Source organism: Neoroseomonas lacus (assembly GCF_014644535.1).
In the GTDB taxonomy this organism is placed as follows: domain Bacteria; phylum Pseudomonadota; class Alphaproteobacteria; order Acetobacterales; family Acetobacteraceae; genus Neoroseomonas; species Neoroseomonas lacus.
The window spans coordinates 648,144-668,280 of record NZ_BMKW01000001.1 but is presented as its reverse complement, the minus strand read 5'-3'; the positions used below and the strand labels follow the sequence as shown (position 1 = coordinate 668,280).

Here is a 20,137-nt window from a genome sequence, read left to right as displayed (position 1 = left end):
CGCTGGCGCTGCAGTGGCGCTTGTTCAGAAGGCAACAAGATGATCGCGACCTTCGCTTGGCTTCGCGCCGGTTCGGAGCGAATGGTCGCTGGCGCCGAGAACGCCGCGCTGCCCCGCTGAGGTCCAAACCGCGGGGCTCGCGCTGGTAGCACCTGGATCATCGGGTGCAACACCGGAGCCCGACGATGGCGGAGCATTCCGACACCCAGCGTGTGATCCTCAACAAGGCCGCGCAGCATGTGACACTGCTGGCGGAGCCGCCAGAGCATCTGCCGGCCGCGGCGCGGCAGAGCGTCCTGCGCAGCCTGATGGCAAAGGGCCTGCTGGAGGAGATCGCCGCGCCGCGCGAGCACATCGATCTTGCCTTGCGGCAGGACGAAGACGGCGTCCAGTTCGCGTTGCAGATCATGCCGGTTGGCTTGGTCGCGATCGGGGTCGAGCCACCCCAGCACCAACCGGAAGGCCAGCAAGCGGCGCCTGCCCAGCCGGCGGAAGCTGTCCTCGTCCCCGCGGCGGGCCGGGGAGACTCACAGGCGGCCTTTCTGCCTCCGCCGCTGTCTGCCACCAGCGAGACGTTCGAGGGGCACCAGCGGTCGCCCGTGAGTCACCAAGGGCGCAATGGCCACGCGGCCGCATTGCACATGGCGGCTGCAACCGTCCTCGCCGCCTGGTATTCCCCGGAGCAGGCAGGGATGAACGACGCCATCACGGCCCTGCGCGACGCGCTGGCCATGGGACCGCTGGCGCCCCGCGTACCTGCTGCACCGCGCCAGCCCCGCACCGGCACCAAGCAGGAGTTGGTCCTTGCTCTCCTGCGCCGGGATGATGGCGCGACCATTGCCCAGGTCATGGACGCCACTGCCCGGCGGCAGCACACCGTTCGCGGCTTTCTGGCCAGCCTCAAGCGGAAGGGCGTCACCGTCGAGGTGCTGGAGCGCATCCGCCAGGTTGGGCCGAGCAAGCAGGGTGCGAAGAGCTCAACTCGATCTACCGCAACGCACCTGCCACCACCGCGCCGGCGACGACACCCGCACTTCTCCGCGAACTTGTTCCGGTTGCGCGCGGAAATGATCATTATCGGCCAGCCCGGGCCAATTTCTGCCCGCCGAACCAGAAGCGGGATGCGGCAGGGCCACCACCAGAAAGGAAAGGTGCAATGTACACCCTGCTGAATCTGCTGCCGCTCCGGCGCCTGGCCGCCGAGCAGTTGCCTGCCCTGGCAATCGCCTGGGTCATCGCGGAGTTTTTCTTCAAATTCAAGAGCTTCACGCTGGAATGCGCAGCCTTCCTGGCAACTTGGTTCGTGCTGGACGCAGCGATACAGCTCCTCAGGCGTCTCATCGTCGGCGTTGAGCCGGCCGATATGCGGTGATCCTGCCTGAGGTCGGTCCGCGCCGCCCGTCAGGCTTCACGTTTTCGCGCAACTGAGTGGGACGGCTGACGCTCAATATATGGGAAGTTGTCGCAGCAATGGGTCACGTCGGCCGCGAATATCTCGCGCGGTTGTCGCAATTTTTGCCCACGCTTCCGTTTCCATGCAGGCGCTCTTTCCGTGCGTAACCTTCAGCCGCGGCATCGCCGAGCGGTATCCATCACGACGCTTGCTTCGTCCAGCGGTAAGCTTCTAGTGTAATTCGGAACCGTAACAGAGATCATCGGGGCAGCAATGCACCGCACCGGTGCAGAACCATCCTGAGTGATCGCTGAATTGTTGCTGTCGGACCTCGCGCTGCGTGGGAGACGACGTATGGCTGTGCGTCCGATCATCGGCGGATGGGAGCCGCGCGGCATCGCCGCCATCACGACCGATGAAGCGCGCCGGCTGGTTCGCCTTCCCGTTCCTGGCCTCGTCGGGGATCTGCACCAGGATATCGGGCGCGAAGCGCTGGCGCTGCGCATCTGCGGTTCACTGGCCGCCGAAGAGATGCGCGACGAGCACCTCATCGAATTGCGCAGCCGCTTCAAGGACGGCGTTCCGGTCGATTTCGTCGCCGACATCGTCGCGGAATCGGAGCTCGAGCAGGTCCTGATCAGCGCGTTCCGGCTGGAGGAGCGGGCCGGCGATGCCGACCGCTTCCGCTACGAGATCGTGCTCGTCGAATACACTGAGCCGCCGGCGCCGCCCGCGCTGGGGCTGCCTGGCGACCTGGGCGACCTCGGTCTGGACATCGACCTTGGCCTCGACCTGCTGGACCTCGCGGGTCTGATCGGCGGCGTGCCGCCGCTCGGCGATCTTCTCGCACCGGTGGAGGAGGGTGCTGCCTCCCTGAAGGATGCGCTCGGCGGCGCCGGCGAACTCCTCGCCCCGATGCAGCGGCTGTTCGGGTGACGCCATGGGGCTCGGCACCGACCTCGGCGGGCAGCTCGACATCGGCGGGGTGGTTGCCGAGCTGGGAACGCTGCTCGGCCAGTCCGGCGCCGATCTCGGCAGCATCGTCCCGCCGGTCGATCCCGCGGCCCGGGATGGTGCGACCCAGGCAACCGCCGGGATCTCGCTCGACGCCGTCCTCGGCGCGACGACCCGCCTGACGGGCGCCATCACGCCGCTGCTCGGGCGCGTGCCGAGCGCGGCGGCGATGCTGCCGGCGATCGAGGATGCGATCCTGCTGCTGGAGCAAGCGGCCACGCCGGACCTCGCCGGGCGCGTGGAGGCCCTGGTCGTCGGGCTGGATGCGAGCGTCGCTGCGGAGCAGGGCGGCACGCTCGGCTTGGTGCTGCGCATTCTGGAGGTGGTGCGCCAGGCGCCGGAGGCGGATCTGCTGCGCGGCGTCGCCACCGGACTGGAGCGGCTGGTCTCCGGCGGCGCGCCGATCTCAGGCCAGGCTTTTGGCGGCTTCGGGGAACTGCTCCCCGCCTTGGCGGGCGCGGCCGGGGCGATCGGCGCGCTGGCGCGGCTCGACGGGACGCTGGAGGAGGCGGAGCGGGTCGCGGGGTTCGCGGCGCAGCAATTGGACCGTGCCGCGCTGGACGGGCTTCAGGCCGAAATCGCGGTGAGGCTCGGCAGCGGACCGACCGCGCTGAGCAGTTTCGTGGCGGGCCTCGACCTGGATGACGCCGCGGCCGTGGCGACGGCATCGCGCGAGCTGTCCGTCATTACCGAGCGGGTCGGCAGCATTGCGGCGACGCTGCGCGGTGGTATGGCCTTCGGCGAAGCGACCGTCGCGCATCTCGATCTCTCCACGCTCCGCGCGACGGTCGAAGTGATCCGCGGCGAAATCCGCGGCGCCGACCTCGCGCCGCTGGAGCGCGCCGTGTTGGGGATCGCCGAACGGCTGGCCGGCGTCTTCACCCTCGATCTCAGCCTGGCGCCGGCGCAGAGCTTCGATGCGATGCTGACGCAGCTCGAAGGCCAGCTCGAGGCGCTGTCGGAGAAGATCGGCGAGATCGACATCGCGCAACTCCTCGGGCCGATCGGCGAGGGGCTGGCGCTGGTCACTGGCTTGCCGGGGCGGCTCGTTACGGTGCTGGAGGAGGCGACGGCGCCGATCGGCGACGCGCTCGACCAGCTTCGCGATGCGGTGCGGGCCTTGCCGCTCGACGACGTGGCGAACCAGCTTCGCGGCGTCATGGCGGCGATCGCCGGGGCGATCGAGACGCTGACGCGCATCCTCGGCGGCGTCGAGGATGTCCTGCGCGACGCGGCGGACCAGGCGGACGGCGTCCTCGCGACGGCGGAACAGGGGATCGACGGCTTCAAGTCGGCGGTGGACGGCGCCTTTGCCGGCGCGCGCCAGATCGTCGAGACGGCCGACCTCGACGCCGTCGCCGGCGAGATTGAGACGAACATCCGCGCTTTCCTCGACGTCGTCGCCCAGGCGGACATGACGCCCTTCTTTGATGCGGCATCGGGCGCCATCGGCACCGCCGCCGGGGTGGTGGAGCAGGTGCCCTTCGATCTGCTGCCTGATTCCATGGAGCAGGAGGTGGTGGATGCCATCCGCCCGGTGAAGCAGGTGGATGTCGACGGCGCGCGGCAGCAGATCGAGGTGACGCTCGAAATCGAAGACGGCCGTTTCAACCTGCGCCCGGCGCTGGAAGAGGCGGTCGCAGACATCAAGCAGCAGGTGACGGCGCTGGTGGAGGAAGTTCGGGCACTCGACCCCGAGGTGCTGGCCGCGCCGCTGCAGGCGCCGCTCGACGATTTCCGCCAGCAGGTCGCGGCGATCCGGCCGGATCTGGAACTGGCACCGCTGCGCGAGGCGATCGACACGGCGAAAGCAGCCATTGCCGAGCTCGATCCGGCCGACCTGCTGCAGCCGGTCGATCAGGCCTTCGACGATCTGCTCGCGGCGATCGACCGTTTCTCGCCCGATCAACTCGTCGCGCCGCTCGACGAGCGGATCGACGCGGCGCGGGAGAGCCTCATCGAGCTGGTCGGCCTGCGCGACTGGCGTGACCGGATCGACGAGACGGAGGCGGAGCTGGGCCGGCTGATCGGCCTGCTCGACATCACCACGCTGGAGCGCGAGTTGACCGTCGCTCTTCGCGCCTTCCAGTCACAACTCGCCGATGCGCCACGGCTCGGCATGATCGACGCCCTGCTGGCGCTGCTCGGGCCGCTGCTCGGCGGTGCCGGGTCCCGCGATGCGCTCGCCCGCGCCGCCACCTGGCTGGAGGAGGGTGGCGGCGCGGCGGCGCGGCTGGGCGAGCGGGCAGGTGCGATCCGCGCGCGCATCGACGAAGCGGCGGCCGTGGTCACCGCGACCGACCCGGGCGCGCTCGCGGCCGGCCTGCGGACATCGCTCTCGGGCCTTTCGGCGGCGATCGCGGCGCATCCTCCGGGGCCGGCGCGGCTGCAACTCGAGGCGTCGCTGTCGATCGAGGCACCGCTGGCCGCGCTCACCGCGATGCAGGCGCCATGGCGGCAGTATCTCGCCGCGCTCGATGCCGCGCGGCAGGCCGCCCGAGACCTTGGCGCCGAGGGCTTCTCGGAGGCCGACGCCGCGGCCCGTCGTCTGGCCGGCGCCGTCGCACCGCTGGCGCCGATCGGGCGGCTGACCCGCGAGATCCTACGCCCGCTCGGCCTCACCCGGCTCGATCGCGGTCTGGCCGGGCTGATGGAGGAGATCTTCGCGGTCGCCTCGCCTAAGCGCCTCGCCCAGATCGCGACGCCGCTCGTCGCCGCCCTGCGCGGACGGCTCGATGCGCTGGTCGCCGCCATCACCGGGCCGATCCGCACCGCGATCGACGACCTGCTGGAGGTGGTCGGCATCTTCGACCTGTCGCCCCTGCGCGAGCGGCTGGCGGCGATCACCGCGGCGGCCAAGGCCGAGATTTCGGGCTTCCGCCCGAGCACGCTGCTGGCCGAGCCGCTTGCCGCCTTCGCCGCCGCCAAGGCCGAGATTGCGGCTTTCGATCCGCTCGGCGCCGTGACCGAGGCGCTCGACCGGCTGCAGGCGAGGATTGTCGGCATCCTCGGCAAGCTCGATCTGGGGGCGTTGCTGGAGCAGCCGATCCAGCTCTTTGCCGCCATCATGGAGGCGCTGACGCGGCTCGATGTCGACCGGCTGCTCACCCCGGTGCTGGATCAGCTCGACGCCCTCGCCGCGCAGGTGCAGGCCGGGCTCGAAGACACCTTCGGAGCCTTCAAGCGGCTGCAGGATGCGCTGCCGGACCGTGTCGGCGGCACCAGCGTCGGTGCCAGCGCCTCGGTCAGCGTGGGTTAGGGGGGGGAGGGGAAGCATGCCCGCCGTCGCCACCCACACCGCGATCATGTTGCTGGCGCGGGCGCGGCTGAAGGATCTCAGCGCGGTGCTCGATGCGCGCATCCGCGCCTATCCGGCGAATCAGCAGCCGCTCGTGCTCGAGCGCCGGCTGCTCGACCTGGCGAATCAGGCGATCGCGGCCTTCGCGGCGGACCCGCTCGCGCCGCAGGACGTGCTGGGTGGTGCGGCGCTCGGCGCCGGTGTCTCGAAACTCGCGGTGATGGGGGCGATGGGGCCGGACATCCCGGCCTTCTCCAACCTGCTGCAGCCCGGCCAGGCCTGGTTGTTCGACACCGTCCACAAGGCCAGCCCGGATTCCGACCGCGAATTCGTCATCGCGCATACCACGGACCTCGCCTTCGACATCTGGGCGAAGGCCCTGCCGCGCATCCGCGCCGAGGTGGCGCAGGACAAGCAGGATGTCGCGCTGCAGCGCGTGCGCGCCTATGTCCTAGGGCATCTCTGCCACGTCGCCGGCGATCTCGTCTCGCATCCCTTCATCGCCGACATCGAATGGCACCTCGGCACCGATGCGCGGGAGAAGCTCTCCCACGCGGATGGCGAGGGCTCGCACGACGCCGCCTCGGCGCAGCGCGTCTTCGGGCGGGGCGGCCTGCGCGACGGGCCGGACTGGGAAGGCGCCTGGCCGAAGCCTGGCGACGAGGTGCCGGACCAGCTCTTCGCCGCCTATACCGAAGCACTGGAGACTGTCCTCAGTGCGCAAAGCAACCGGCCCAAGGGGCTGGCCGATTTCGAGCGCATCCTGCAGTCGCTCGAACCGCCCGTACTCGACGACGGCTTCATCAAGGATGGCTACGAGACGCTGAAGAGCGGCATCATCCGCCATGTCTACGACCGCGGCGCGCCGGGTTGGGCGCTGCTGCTGACGCCGGCGATGCTGCCCATCATCGCGCTGCCCTTCCTGGCGCTCGCCCTGCCCGGGCTGCGCTTCCTGCCGCTCAACAGCAATGAGGCCGATACCGAGCGCCAGGTCTTCGAGATGATCGCGCATGCGATCTACCCGGCGACGCTGTCGGGTGTGATCTACCAGGCGATTTCCATGAGCGTCTCGATGCGGGGCGAGAAGCCGCGGCAGGTGCTGAGCCTGGTCAGCCTGATCGTGCACCTGATCCCGGCGGTGCTGTTCTATGTCGAATCCGGGCGCCAAGCCTGGCCGCCGGAAGTCCGATGGACGCTGCTTTTCGCGCTGCCGCTCGCGATCCAGGGCATCTTCATGGGTTTCACCATCGCCGACCTGACGCGCAAGACGGAAGGTTCCAAGCTGCACAAGCGGCGGGCCGTGACGACGCTGCTGCCACCCCTCTTCACCATCGGCATGCTGGTCGTCTGGGCCGTCTTCCTGCTGGTCTTCGTCGGCTTCCTCGCCATCACGGCGACCATCAGCGGCATCGCGGAACTGGCGAGCGACGATGGCTTCAACCCGGTGGCGCCGGCCTTCTGGATCGCCGCGGTGGCGTGGTTCGTGCTCGGCATCGTGCTGTGGGTCTGGGCCTCCTTCAAGCTGCGCGACATCAAGCTGCCGGAGACGCCCGACCTGTTCGCGGCGCAGAAGCGGCATGTGGTGCGGCTGTTCGACGAGGAGACGCTCTACCTCGATCCGGTCGCGCCGAACCCACGCGTCTTCCCCTCCGGCCGTCGCGCGCTGGCGCGCCTCTGGTGGACGGGGGAGGGCACGATGAGCATCCGATCCGACCGCTTCGGGCTCGTCTTCCGGCTGAATCATGGCGGCGCCGACCGGCCGGACCAGGTGGTGCCGGCGCCGGTCGCGCCGATGACCCTCGCCGAGTACCTCACCTTCCTCACCGCCACCATCCAGGACCATGCCGGCGCCACAGGCAGCCTGCAGGCCCGCGCCCTGCAGCCGGCGGAGGATTACGAGCTTCCTCCCGGCGCGGTGTTCGCCGCGCATGGCGATGGCGGCAGCACTGAGGAGGAGGTGCGAGACGGAGCCGCGCGCCTCATCGCCCTCGGCACCGCAGATGATGACGCTGCCCATGTCCTTCAGCACGCGCCGAAGGTCTGGCAATCGATCCGCTTTGGGCCGCTCGCGCCCGTCGCGCGCACCGTGCTCGACCGGGAGGGTGAGCAGACCGGCATCGAGGCCGCGAACGGCTACGCCTATGTCCACGATCACAACGCGGCGCAGGGACGGGGCCGCATCGATTCGGATTCGCTGATGAGTCTCGCCGGCGATCTCGGCGCGCTGCTCTGCCTCGGCGCCATGCCGCATCTCGGCGGTCCGGACAATGAGCGGATCTTCCAGGTCTTCCGCAACTGGAGCCTCGACCGCCGGCGCGTCAACGAATGGCGCATGCTGATCGCCGGGCGCGCCTGGAGCGAGAAGACAGGCCCCGACCGCTATGACGCCGCGATGCCGCAGGGCGCGCATGGGCCGGCCGACCAGGCGGCTTGGCGCGCGCCGATCGGCGCAGCAGCGGCGGGCGAGGCGGAGAACACTGCATTGGCCCAGGGCTGGGTTCCGGCCTTCCGCAAATGGCTCGACGTGATGCGCGAGCCTGCCCAGGACCCGAATGCGGCCGCCGCCTTCAGGCCCGATGATCCGACCAACCGCGCGCTCAGCCGCGCCGTCGCATGGCTCCTCGACCTGCCCGAGCCGGCGACGCGGGTGAATGGATAGGCCGCCATGCCCGAGACGGCCTTCCTCGACGCGTTGGCGAATTTCCTCGAAGGGCCGGCGGGGCTCGTCCCCACGCCGGCGCTGGTCGGCATCGCGGTGCCGGTCGCCGTGACGGAGCTTCCCGCACTGGCGCTCGCCTTGCCATCGGTGGAGCGGGTCAGCGGCGGTGCCGGCGGCGCGGGCGAACCGGTTACCGGCGCACTGCCGGTCGTGGCGAGCACCGACCTCGCCAATCCGGTGCTGCCGGGACTCGAGGATTTCAGCCTCGTCAGCGCGGATCGCCGCGAGCTGATCCTGCCGCATGGCGGCCTGGTGCGCGCCGATGGGACCGATGGGCCGCTCGGCGTGCCGGATATCGCCGTGACGCTCGATGCCGCGCCGGTGCCGCTGGCAGCGGCGCCGCCCGGCAACGGCCAGGTCAGCGCCGATGCGCTCGAAGGCCGCCTGACCTTTGGGACGGCCCTGCCACCGACGGGCACGGTGGTCGCGCGATACAATGTCGGGCTTTGGGAACGCCGCACGACGATGCTGGCCGGTGAGCTGACGCTGACCGCCTATGCGGGCGCGGCGGCGGATGCCGGCCAGCTCAGCGTCGCCGCGACGCGGGCGCTGCTCGCCTCGGGGCTGCCGGGGCTGCGCAAGCTGGTCCTCGTCGGGCTCGGCGCGATCGGGACACCGGACGCAGCACTCGCCGGCGCGCGCGCGCGGCAGGCCAGCTTCCGCTTCCAGTATGAGCATGTGGTCGATGACCCCGCCTCGGCGGGCGGCATCATTCGCCGCATTCCGCTGACCACGGTCCTGAACGCGCTGCGTCTGGACCGTGCGAGCGGCGTGGTCGTGGAGGAGCGCGAGACGGAGACCGGCTAGGGCGGTCGCTGCGCCGCGCGGCGCAGGGCAACCGCTCCGGCCATGTGATTGGCGGGCAACTTCACCCGTCCGGGTGCTTCAATCCGGACGGGAACTGCTCTGGGAGGAGTGGCAGCATGGGCGAGACGATCGGCGAGCTGATCATCCCTGGAACCTATATCGAGGTTCGAGCCGAAGGACTGATCGGCGTCGGCGGCATCGCGACCGGCAATGTCGGCGTGGTCGGCACCGCCAACCGTGGGCCGCTGAACGAGGTCGTCATCCTCGGCAGCTATGCGGAGGCGCTGGCGGTGTTCGGCACGCCGGACCCCTGGCCGGCGGACCCCGCCGCGACCGCGCACCTCACCCTGGTGCGCACGCTGGAGCAGCTTTTCGCCGGCGGCGCCGCAACGGTGTTCGCAGTGCGCGTCGCAAGCCTCGCCGCGGATGTGACGATGCGCGCGATGACTTGGCGCGTCACCGCGGGGGCGACGGATCTCTTCACCCTGACCGCCACCTCGGCGGGCAGTTGGGCGAATGCCATCCAGGCCACGTTGACCGCCGGGGCCGATGGCGCGCCGGCGCGCCTGACCCTGCAGCTCGGCCGCATCCGCGAGGCCTTCGAGGCCACGACGGCGACCGACTTGGCGCGTGAGGTGAACCAGGAGAGTTCCTTCGTGCGTGCCGGCGCCGTGGCAGCCGGGCAGGCCGCGACGGCACCTACCGGCATCACGCCGGCGGCCGAGGCCAATCGCGGCGGGCCGGATGGCTCCGGCGCGATGGGCACCCTGATCCCCGAGATCGCCGACGGGCTCGCGCTGCTGGAAGGCGAGGAGATCAACATCCTCGTCATTGCCGGCTACGGCGCCGACACGGCGGGTGGGGCTGCGCTCGCGCATCTGGAGCGGACCGAGGCCGCGGGGCGCGAGCGCATCGCCATCCTCGGCACGCGGAGCGACCAGCTTGCCGGCATCGGGCAGGATGCGGCCGCCATCAGCAACGGCCGCATCGTGCTGGTGGCGCCGGGCATCCAGGCGACGGATGCGGCGCGGGCCGGCGCGCCGCTGGTGCCATTGCCGCCGGCCTATGCGGCGGCGCTCGTCGCCGGCAAGCTCGCCGCCCTGGCACCGCATGTCAGCCTGACCAACAAGGACGTCGCGACGCAGGGGCTGACGCAGCTCTACACGCGGGCGCAGCAGAAGCAGCTCCTGCAAAACCGCATCATGGTGCTGTTCCGCAACCTCGGCTTTCGCGCGTTGCGCGGGCTGACGACGGATACGGGGCCGTTCCGGCAGATCTCGGTCCGCCGCATCGTCGACTACGCCAAGGCGGGCGTGCGCAAGGGATCCAACCCCTATATCGGGCGGCTGAACAATCCGCGCGTGCGCTCCGCGCTGCGCGCCACGCTCGACGGCTTCCTGGCGCAGATGGTCCAGGACGAGATGCTGACCGCGTACACGCTCGATGTCAGCGCGACGCGGCGGCAGGAGATTGAGGGAATCTGCTCAGTGACGATGACGCTGCAGCCGACCTTCTCGATCGACTTCATCCGCGTGACGATGATCCTCCAATAACCGAACCCGGGGAGAGCGAAGATGGCGAACAATGTCTATCGCGGCTCGGACGGCAGCCTTTCCGTCGCGGTCGAGGCCGGGGCGGAAGGCGACCTGGCGGGCGAGGTGGACCAGGCCTATGGCCTGGCGCCGGTCGGGCGCGTCAGCGGCGTCACGCTGCGCGTGACCAACGACGTGAAGCCGTTCCACGAGCTTGGCCAGCGTTTCGCGACCGAGCTGCGGCCGGGTAACCTCAACGTCTACGGCACGATCGAGCGGGCGCATGTCAACGGCGCGCTGCTCAAGCTGATGCTGGGCCAGGGGCCAGCGCAGAGCCGGCCGCAGGGTTCCTTCCCGAACCCGGCCTTCAACCTCAGCATCCGCCTGGAGAACCCCGCGCTGCCGGGAAATTTCTCCGCGGTGACGGTGATGGGCGTGAAGCTGTCCGAATGGAACCTGAACCTGCCGGAGGATGATTTCGTGCTGGAGAATGTCGGGTTCCGAGCGCTCTGGGTGAAGATCGAGGACGGCTCGGCGGGCTGAGACGATCATGGCACGTCCCCTCAGCGCGCAGGAACTGCTGGCCGGCGCCGGCCAGACCCGCACCGTCGCGATCCCGGAGGCGCTGTTGCGCGGCGGCGACGGCGCGGCTTCTGGCGCCGCGATGGGCGAGGTGACGCTGCGCCCGCTGACGCTCAGGGATGTGCAGCGGCTGACCCAGGCGGCGAAGGACCAGAAGGTGCTGATGAGCGCGCTGATGGTCCAGCAGGCGCTGACCGTACCGGAACTGACCACGGAGCAGGTGGCGAGCCTGCCGGCCGGCCTGGTGCGTTTCCTGGTGCAGGAGGTCAACCGGCTTTCGGGCCTCGATGTCGGGGAGGATGAGCTGGAGACGGCGGTGCGCGCGCCGATCGCGCGGGCCTGCTTCGTGCTGGCGCGCGAGTTCGGCTGGACGCCACAGCAGTGCAGCGACCTCACGCTCGGCCAGGTGCTGCTCTACCTCGAGATGCTGGCGCGCGGCGAAGCGCCGCAGGAGGCGCCGTGATGGGCGCGCCGCATCCGCTGCTGCGCGATCTGTGGCGCGCCGCGGCGGCGCCGGCGGCGACCATGCGTGCGCTGACGGCGCCGGAACGAGGGTTGCGGCCGCTGATGGCGGAAGGGTTTGCCGACCTCACGGCGACGGCGGAGCTCGCGCCCTTGCTCGATCCCTTGGCCGAGGAGGATGCGATCAGCCGCGTGCTCGCCAGGCTGCGGAGCGTGGGGGTACCGGCCTCCGTGGCGCCGACGGCACGGCGCCGGGTAGGCCTGATGGAGCAGGGCGCGGCGGCGACACCGGGGTCGGCAGCGGCGCATTCCATGGCCGTGTCGAGGCCGGCGCTTCCCGCGGTGGGAGCCGTGGCGGCGATGCCGGCCGAAGACCGCGGCCCGGTACGTCAGGCGGCGCCGGCCGTGCGTTTCCGGCCTCTCGTTCACGCGTTGCCCGACGCCTCGCTTCCGACGATGCCGCCGCAGCATGCGCCGGATCATGTGATCCCGCACCGTTTGGTCGCGGCGCTGGCGTCCGAGGCCGCACGCCGCCCGATCGCCGCCGCCGTGCCGAACGCCGCTGGCCGTCAGGCCGTCGCGCTTCTGCTGGACGGCATTCAGCCGCCCGTTTCGACCCTTCTCGCCGCGCTCGATGAGACAGAGGCGACGCAGAGGGTGGCCGCGCAGCAGGCCGGCCCGGTGGAGGAGAGGCTGCTGCGCATCCTCGGGCGGGTCGAGGCGACGCGTCGCACGGCGGCGTGGCCGCACGCTTCCGGCGCCGAACGGGGCGGCCCGGCTTCCGCGCCGGCGGATGCACCGGCCTCCGGCTTCCGACGCTTGGCGGCGCGCTTCGGCGGTGGTGCGGCGCAGACTCCGAGGCAGAGCCTCGACGGCACGCCGGCAGACTCGGCCGCGCAGCTCATGCCGGGCCTGTCCTTTGCTGCCGACGCCGCGCCGGATGCGATCGCGCCGATCCTGTCGCGCGTGAATGGCGTCGCCGCAACCGATGCCGAACTCTCCGACCGGCTGGCCCGGATCCTGCGGCGCGAGGCGCGGCGGCAGGGCGTGCCTGATGAGGGAGGCGCGGGATGACCTACACCTTCCGCCCGAACGCCGTTCTCACCCTCGATGGCCGCAGCTTCACGGCGGCCGAGGCCGGGCTCGTCGAACTGGAGATGGAGACGGCGCTCGGCGAACTGGGCGAGCTGCGCCTGCTGCTGTGGCCAGGCTCGAAGCTCGCCGACGCCACGCCGGGGGCGCGGCTGGAACTGGCACTCGGCGCAACGGACAGCGAGGCGGCGGTGTTCACCGGCGTGGTGGAGCACGTCGCCCGCACGGCGACGACGGTGATGGTGGACGCACTCGAGCCGACCGTCGCGCTGCATCGCGCGTTCCTCAGCCGCGCCTATCTCAATCAGACGGTCGCCGCCATCGTGCGCGACCTGGCCGGCCCCGTCAGTGTGGCGGAGGCGGATTCCGATCTCGAACTCGGCCAATACGGCGTCGAGAACCGGCGGAGCGTGTGGTGGCACCTGCGGGATCTCGCGATGCTGGCAGGATGCGACCTCGCCGCGGCGGTCGATGGCGGGCTGGTGTTCCGCCCGCGCGGCCGTGGTGACGCGCATGGATTCCGCTACGGCGCCGACCTGCTCGGCTTTACCGATGGGCAGTCGGTGGAGGCGACGGCCCCGGCGCAGGCCGCGCATGGCAGCGCGAGCAGCGCGGGGACCGATCGGTGGCACTGGGTCAACGCGGATCCGCTCGGACCGGCATCGGAACCGGCCCGCATACGCGGCGCCATCGCCAGCGAGGCCGCCGCCGATGCGGCGACGGAGGCTGCGCGCGCGCGGGCCGCGGCGCGGGCGAAATGCGGGCGCATCGCCCTCTGGGGCCGGCCGGAATTGCGGCCCGGAGATGGCGTCGACCTGCAGGACATGCCAGGCGGCGAGGGCGGGTTGCTCGGCGCGGCGACGGCTGCCGTGGCGGGCCTGGGTGGGGGCGCGCCGGGCTGGCGCGCCACCCGCGTGCGCCATGCCTTCGGCCGCAGCACGGGCTTCGTCACCCTGGCGGAGCTCGAGGGCGGAGGCGATTCCGCCGGAGGCTTTCCATGAGCTCGCTGATCGAGGTGCTGCGCGCCATCATCCGCGACGAGATCGCCGCCCGGCGACCGCCGGAGCTCGGCATCGTCACACAGGTGCATCCGGGCGACGGCGATGCGGGCAACCACCAGGCCGATCTGCGGCTGAGGGCGAGCGGGCTCGAACTCGCGCGCGTCCCGGTGGCTGTGCCGCGGCTCGGCTTCTCGCTGCTGCCGCGGCCGGGCGATCTCGTCGTCGTGCTGTTCGTGGATGGCGACGTGCATGCGCCGGTCGTCGTCGGCAGCCTGTACGATGCTGAGCGACACCCGCCGGAGGCCGGCGCGCTCGACGCCTCCTTCGTCCCGCCGGACGACGAGGATTCGGCGGTGAAGCGCTTCCACATCGCGACGCCGGGCGGTGGCGTGCTCACCATCGACGATGCCGGGCTGCGCTTCGAGGCCGGCGGCACCAAGCTTGAGATCGCGCAGGACGGCGACGTGACCGTGACCTCCGCCAAGGCGGTCAGCGTCGAGGCCGAGAGCAGCATCACGCTGAAGGCGGGCAGCGACATGACGATCGAGGCGGCGACGTCGCTCACCCTGAAGGGCGCCCAGGTCACCATCGAGGGCCAAAGCGAGGCGAAGCTGAAGGGCGCATCGGTGACGATCGCCGGCATGACCAGCTTCTCGGCGGCATGAGGGAGGAAGCGATGCCAGGTTCCCCCGTCAGTATCGGTTGCGCCGTCGTCCTCAGCCCCGGCGCCGCGGGACCGCCGGACAGCGGCTTCATCACGCAGGTGATGCAGACCGTCGCCACGGCGAACGGGATGCCGCTCGCGACCGTAGGCAGCCTCTGCCAGATGGTGAATTCGGTGAGCGGCGTGCCCTATCCGCTGCCGATCGGGCCGGGCGGCGGATCCGGTTCGCTTACCATCAACGGCCAGGCGCTCGTGCGGATGGGCGACCTGATTCCGTCGGGCCCCGGCGTGCTCAGCATCATCGGGCCGCCGGCAGCGCCCTTCGTGACCGACCAGGGAGCGCCGTGATGGCCAGGAAGCCCGTGCTCGGCCGCGACCTCGCCTTGGACTGGCTGCTCGGCGCCTTCCGCGAGGATGCCGACCTCAGGCCGCTGCGGCCGGGCGGCATCCGGCGTACCGACCTCGACGTCGTGGAGGATGAGAGCAACCTTGCCCAGGCCGTGTTCAACCGGCTGAAGACGCGCAAGGGCGAACTCGCCGGGCTCGGGCATCCGGATTACGGCTCGCGCCACCATGAACTGATGGGCGAGCCGAATGTCGAGCGCACGCGCAACCTGATCAAGCTCTATATCCTGCAAGCACTGCGGGACGAGCCGCGGATTGAGAAGGTGCTGCGCGCCGATGTCCGCGCCGATCACGACCCGCCACGGGAGACCGTGCGGATCGAGCTGACGATCCGGCCGATCGGCCGGCAGGTACCGCTGAACCTGGTTATCCCCTTCATGTTGGAGGGCGGCGCATGACCTTCGTCGCCGAGCCTTTCGGCCTCTTCGTCGACGACCTGCTGACGGGGCTGACCGGCGGGACCGTTCGCGAAGGCTTCCGTTTCCTGCCGGAGGAGGCGCCGTTCCGGCTCGATCCACCGGCGCCGGTGCTGCGCGACACGGTCCGCGTGCACGGCATCGCGGGCGGCGCGCACACCGTCTTCCGCAGCGGCACGGACTATCAGATCGATGCGCTGGCGATGGTGCTGTGGCAGCAGCAGGCCGATGGATCGCCCAAGGCCGGCGCGGTGCTGCCCGACGCCGGCAGCCGCTTCTGGGTGAACTACGAGCACCAGGGCCTGGTGGAGGCCGCGCCGCGCCTTACCGACCGCAACCCCGGCAGCGTCACGCGCCTGCTGGCGGAGACTTTCGCGCGCGAATACGCGGTGCTGTCGGGCCAGCTTGACGGCATCTACAAGGCGGCCTTCCTGGAGACGGCGACGGGGCGGGACCTCGACCAGATCGCCCTGCTGCTGGGTGCTGCGCGCGTCACGGCCGGGGCGGCGGCGGGCAGCGTCGTCTTCGCGCGCGCGACGCCGGCGCCGGCCGATATCGTGCTGCCCGCCGGCACGCGTGTCTCGACCGCCGATGCGCCGCCCGTACTGTTCGAGACCATCGAGCAGCGGAGCCTGCGCCGCGGGGAGCTCTCCGCCGAGGCACCGATCCGCGCGCTGGTTCCCGGCCGTGCCGGGATCGTGCCGGCGCGGGCGATCGGCATCCTGCACCGTCCACTGCTCGGCATCGAGACCATCACCAATCCGCAGGCAACGGCCTTCGCGACCGGCGCGGAGGACGATGCGGCGCTGCGCGCGCGGTTGCGCCGGTCACTTGAGACGGCGGGCAAGGCGACGACCGGCGCGCTGGTTGGCGCCCTGTCGAGCATTCCCGGCGTGCGCGAGAAGGATATCCGCGTGGCCGAGGACCCGATCGCCCGGCCCGGGCTGATCGAGATCGACGTGACGCTGCCGCCGCAGCCGGAGGACGCGCAGCCCGCCTTGGATGCGATCGCGGTACGCGCGCTGGAACTGATCGAGACGACGCGGCCCGCCGGGGTGCGGGTGCTGGCGCGGCTGGCCGCGCCGCCGCGCCCGGGTGGCCCGGCACCGCCGCCGGCCGGTGGTGCGCCGGATGAGGGGCTCGATCCTGTCCGCATCGTCGCCGGCGAGACGCTGTTCTACCCGGTTGATGTCGATGTCGTGCTGGCGCCGGCGAGGCTTGGCCTCTCGGCGGCGGAGCAGACGGCGCTGCGGGTCGCGGGCGAAGCGGCGGTGCGCGGCTTCATCGAGGAGGCCGGGCTGGGCCAGGCGCTGGTCTACAACCAGCTCGTCGCGCTGCTGATGGCGATCGAAGGCGTGCTCGACGTCGCGGCGGAGATGAGCCCGTCGGGCGTCGCCGGGCCACGGCGCAAGAACATCCTGCCGGCGCTGCCGGCGGCGCGGGCCGCCGCAGGGGCGATCAGCGTGCGGGTGGGCGGGCTGCTCGTGCTGATCGATGTCTCGGTACGCATAAGGCTCAAGGGGGTCGGGCTGATCGAGCCGGTCGACGCCAACCGCCAGGCGGCGTTGCAGGATATCGAGGCACAGCTTCGAGGGATTCTGGCCGCATTGTCGCCGGAGGAGAGCGGCGGCGCGGTCGTGCTGACGCCCGCCTACCTGCTCGGCAAGCTGGTGGTGGCGGACAGCTACGACGTGCAGGAACTGCACACGCAGGTAAGCTACGAGGATGCCGGACTGCGTGTCCTGCAGCGCGACCCGGCCCTGCCGGTGACGGGGCTGGAGCGCTTCTGGATCGGCAGCGTCACTCTGGCGAGCGAGGCCGGGGCATGAGCCGCCCGCTCACCATGCTCGCGCGGCTGCCGACGCATCTGGAGGCGACGCGGCCCGGCAAGCTGCTCGGCGAGGTGACGGCCGCGCTGGCGCGCGACCTGGATGTGCTGGCGGCGCAACTCGCCGGGGTTCGGCGCGCGCATCGGCTGGGCGAGGCGGACGAGTTCGCCGACCTCCACGCGCTGGCCGCGCTGCATGGCATCCGGCAGGGCGAGCTCGCCATGCTTGCCCTACGGTTCGACCGCGTCGCGGCGGCCTTTGCTTCACTTCAGGCCGAGACGGACCGGGCGGCGGCGCTGGCAGCGGCGGAGGATATGCTGTCCCTCTGGGGTCTCGATGTCCCGGCGCCGGTGCTGGCCGCCTTCGCGATGGGGCCGGCGCCGGACCTCGCCGGCGCAGCCGGTGCGGATGCGCTCGCCCGGCTCGGCGCCGCCATCACGGCGTCGCTGCGCCATGCCGAGCGCATCGGCGCGGCGCGCGCGCGCGTCATCCGCATCTGCCGCCGCCATGCCGAGGGCAATGGCACGGTGTCGGCGCTGATGGACGGGGCGGCGATCGCGCTCGATCTCGACCTCGGCCCTGTCGAGCACAGCGCCGACCGGTTCCTGCACGCCGCCTTCGCGCGCGACAGGCTGCGGCTGACACCGCCACCCTTGCCGGCGCCCACGCCCGATGCGCGGCCCATCATCCTGCCGCCGTTGCCGCCGGCGGCCGAAGTGCTGGGCCTGGTGGAGAACCCGCTGCGGCGCACCGGCACCGACCCCGCGGAACGGCATTCCGGCGAGCTCTTCGACCTGCTGCGCCGCGGCTTCGAGCGCTCGCTGCTGCAGCTTCGCGTCACCGGCGCGGGCGAGACGGCGCCGCGCACCCTCGGCCCGATGCTGGTCAACCGCGACGAAGGCCACGGCATCGGCTTCGCGGGAGAGGTACCGCCCGGCGCCACCCTGGTCTTCGACGAGGAGGGCCGCGTGACGCTCGACGGAGCGGACGTGACCTCTTTCGCCTTCGCCTTCCGCGGCGCGGTATTCGCCGAGGCCGGGCAGGAGAGCCCGCATGATTTCCGCTTCGACGACGAGGCCACGCGTTTCGCCGAGGCGACGCCGGCCGGGGCGCTCGACCGCGAGTTCAGCTTTCCGCATGCCGGGGAGGCGATCACCGTGCCCGGCGTCGCGGTCGGTGTCACACGCTTCGCCTTCTTCGTGCGTGACGCCCATTTCGCCGCCGGCGATCCGGCCGGCGAGGTGCTGGAGGCGACGCCGCATCCCTTCCAGGGCGTCTTCGACGAATCGGCTTTCACCGCCGGTGCGGGCGAAACGCCCCCAGTTGCCGCGCTGGTCGCGCTAAGCTGGATGGAGCACGAGGCCTACAAGCTGCGCCTCGTGATCCCGGCACGCTTCCGGGGCTTTGTGGACGACCCCGAGGGCACCGAGGTGCGCCGCCGCGTGGCGCAGGCGGTCGATCGCTTCCGGCCGGCGGGCGTAGCGCTCGAGGTCGCCTTCATAGACGAGCGTTGGGTGCTGGGCGAAGGCACGCTGGGGACGGCTGAGACGTCCGCCGTGGCGGCACTCGCCGGCGGGATGGCGCTGTGGCCGGCGCCCCCGGATTCGGGCGGCTGAGACGAGGAGGGAGGGCATGGCGCTGCAACCGTTCACCGCCAGGGAAGCCAGGGCCGGCGAGCCAGTCACTGCCCAGGCATGGAACGACATCGTCCGCGCGGTCGTCGATATTCGCGCCTTTATCGAGGCGACGACAGGCGCGCGGCTGGAGGTGCGCGTCGCCGGGCCGCCTGCCGGCGCCGCGGTGCGCGTCAGCGCCATCGCGGGGGATGGTGCCGTGACCGACGCGGCGGCCCCGGTGCCGCCCGGCGAGAGCTTCACCCTGCTCGATCTGCTGCCGGGCCCCTACACGGTCCGCGCCGAGGCGCCCGGCTTCACCCCCGCCACCGCGGCGGTGACGGTGCCCGCGGCCGCGCCCGTGACGCTGACGCTCGCGCGCAGCGCGCCCGCCATGCCGGCGCTGTTCGGGCAGACCCTCGGCCAGGCGCTCACGGCCCTGCAGACTGCCGGCATCGTGCCGAGCCGGGTCGTCGACATCACGGGGCGGGAGGTGCCGCCCGCCAATCCGGGGGCGGAGTTCGGCGAGTCCCTGGTGCTGGTCCAGTTGCCGGATCCGGGCGAGCCGGTGGCGGCAAGCACCGGGGCGCAGCTCGTCATCTCGGCCGCGCTCGAGGTCGAGGCGACGGTGGAGATGCCGTCGCTCGCCGGCCTCACGCTGAACGAGGCGCGGCGCGTGCTCGACGAACTCGGCCTCGTGCTCGGCCGCGTGACGACGAGAAGCTGAGATGTCAATTCGGGAGTGAGCCATGTCTGATCGATTGAGCGGCATCAGCGCGACGACTTCCACCACCCGCTTCGTCAGCGGCGCGATTAAGGTAATCGACGTCAGCGAGAAGCCGGCACAGGCGAATGTGGTGCGCGAGGGCAAGCTGGTCCCCGCCGTCACCACCAACGCCACGGCGTTGCAGAACTGGCTCAATCTCGGCGTTATCAGGCCAGTGGAGGATCTGCGCCGGGTGGTGTCCCAGACAATACCGGCGGGCACGCGCGTGGCACGCGGCGTGGCCGTCGATCTCCTGCTGGCGGAGGCGCGGCTGATCCCGCTCGATGTGCTGGAGCGGCCGCATCGCGGCCTGGTGGACCGCGGCTTCACGGTGCAGGCGATCGCCGACGACTTCCTTGGCGATGCCGAGATACGCAACGCGATCCTCGACGCGTCGACGCCGGAGGCGCTCTCGCCGGCAGCGCAGCAGCGCATCCGCAACGCCTTCACCGAGCGCGACCTGACGGTCGATGACGGCGATCCGGCGCGCGATTTCAGTTCCGCCTTCCGGACGCTGAAATCGGCGGCCGCCTTCCGCTGACGC

General features: G+C 71.2%; 18 protein-coding genes. All 18 read left to right on the top strand.

Annotated elements, in window-relative coordinates:
- The first annotated feature begins 185 nt into the window (after window positions 1-185).
- Window positions 186-1,172: a DUF3489 domain-containing protein gene (locus tag IEY36_RS30520; RefSeq protein ID WP_229681061.1), complete on the top strand. Its 987-nt coding sequence runs from the start codon at window positions 186-188 to the stop codon at window positions 1,170-1,172.
- Window positions 1,157-1,372, top strand: a complete 216-nt coding sequence (locus IEY36_RS03260) for a hypothetical protein (protein WP_188965459.1) — start codon at window positions 1,157-1,159, stop codon at window positions 1,370-1,372. The genes IEY36_RS30520 and IEY36_RS03260 overlap by 16 nt, the downstream gene beginning before the upstream one ends.
- Window positions 1,373-1,711: 339 nt before the next feature.
- Window positions 1,712-2,329 (top strand): hypothetical protein, encoded by a 618-nt coding sequence (locus IEY36_RS03255; protein ID WP_188965458.1) that lies wholly within the window; start codon window positions 1,712-1,714, stop codon window positions 2,327-2,329.
- 4 nt (window positions 2,330-2,333) lie between these two features.
- Window positions 2,334-5,666, top strand: a complete 3,333-nt coding sequence (locus tag IEY36_RS03250; protein ID WP_188965457.1) for a hypothetical protein — start codon at window positions 2,334-2,336, stop codon at window positions 5,664-5,666.
- Between the two features lie 16 nt (window positions 5,667-5,682).
- Window positions 5,683-8,364: a hypothetical protein gene (locus IEY36_RS03245; RefSeq protein WP_188965456.1), complete on the top strand. Its 2,682-nt coding sequence runs from the start codon at window positions 5,683-5,685 to the stop codon at window positions 8,362-8,364.
- A gap of 6 nt (window positions 8,365-8,370) precedes the next feature.
- Window positions 8,371-9,231 (top strand): hypothetical protein, encoded by an 861-nt coding sequence (locus tag IEY36_RS03240; protein ID WP_188965455.1) that lies wholly within the window; start codon window positions 8,371-8,373, stop codon window positions 9,229-9,231.
- Window positions 9,232-9,347: 116 nt separating this feature from the next.
- Window positions 9,348-10,784 (top strand): phage tail sheath C-terminal domain-containing protein, encoded by a 1,437-nt coding sequence (locus tag IEY36_RS03235; protein WP_188965454.1) that lies wholly within the window; start codon window positions 9,348-9,350, stop codon window positions 10,782-10,784.
- 21 nt (window positions 10,785-10,805) lie between these two features.
- A complete protein-coding gene (locus tag IEY36_RS03230) occupies window positions 10,806-11,306 on the top strand; it encodes a hypothetical protein (protein ID WP_188965453.1) in 501 nt (166 codons plus the stop codon).
- 7 nt (window positions 11,307-11,313) lie between these two features.
- Window positions 11,314-11,808 (top strand): hypothetical protein, encoded by a 495-nt coding sequence (locus IEY36_RS03225; RefSeq protein ID WP_188965452.1) that lies wholly within the window; start codon window positions 11,314-11,316, stop codon window positions 11,806-11,808.
- On the top strand, window positions 11,808-12,881 hold the full coding sequence (locus IEY36_RS03220; protein ID WP_188965451.1) for a hypothetical protein: 1,074 nt from the start codon (window positions 11,808-11,810) through the stop codon (window positions 12,879-12,881). The genes IEY36_RS03225 and IEY36_RS03220 overlap by 1 nt, the downstream gene beginning before the upstream one ends.
- Window positions 12,878-13,900 (top strand): hypothetical protein, encoded by a 1,023-nt coding sequence (locus IEY36_RS03215; RefSeq protein WP_188965450.1) that lies wholly within the window; start codon window positions 12,878-12,880, stop codon window positions 13,898-13,900. Before IEY36_RS03220 ends, IEY36_RS03215 begins: the two co-directional genes overlap by 4 nt.
- Entirely contained in the window at window positions 13,897-14,565 is a 669-nt protein-coding gene (locus IEY36_RS03210; protein WP_188965449.1) for a DUF2345 domain-containing protein, read from the top strand. The genes IEY36_RS03215 and IEY36_RS03210 overlap by 4 nt, the downstream gene beginning before the upstream one ends.
- Window positions 14,566-14,576: 11 nt before the next feature.
- The gene (locus IEY36_RS03205) at window positions 14,577-14,912 is read left to right on the top strand and encodes a hypothetical protein (protein ID WP_188965448.1); all 336 of its coding nucleotides are present in this window, start codon (window positions 14,577-14,579) and stop codon (window positions 14,910-14,912) included.
- Window positions 14,912-15,367, top strand: coding sequence for a GPW/gp25 family protein (locus IEY36_RS03200; RefSeq protein ID WP_188965447.1), 456 nt, complete (start codon window positions 14,912-14,914; stop codon window positions 15,365-15,367). Before IEY36_RS03205 ends, IEY36_RS03200 begins: the two co-directional genes overlap by 1 nt.
- Window positions 15,364-17,214, top strand: a complete 1,851-nt coding sequence (locus IEY36_RS03195) for a baseplate J/gp47 family protein (protein WP_188965446.1) — start codon at window positions 15,364-15,366, stop codon at window positions 17,212-17,214. Before IEY36_RS03200 ends, IEY36_RS03195 begins: the two co-directional genes overlap by 4 nt.
- On the top strand, window positions 17,211-18,830 hold the full coding sequence (locus tag IEY36_RS03190) for a hypothetical protein (RefSeq protein ID WP_188965445.1): 1,620 nt from the start codon (window positions 17,211-17,213) through the stop codon (window positions 18,828-18,830). The genes IEY36_RS03195 and IEY36_RS03190 overlap by 4 nt, the downstream gene beginning before the upstream one ends.
- Before the next feature lie 16 nt (window positions 18,831-18,846).
- Window positions 18,847-19,554, top strand: a complete 708-nt coding sequence (locus IEY36_RS03185; protein ID WP_188965444.1) for a carboxypeptidase-like regulatory domain-containing protein — start codon at window positions 18,847-18,849, stop codon at window positions 19,552-19,554.
- Between the two features lie 22 nt (window positions 19,555-19,576).
- Complete coding sequence (locus IEY36_RS03180) at window positions 19,577-20,134, top strand: hypothetical protein (RefSeq protein ID WP_188965443.1); 558 nt, start codon at window positions 19,577-19,579, stop codon at window positions 20,132-20,134.
- Window positions 20,135-20,137: the final 3 nt, after the last annotated feature.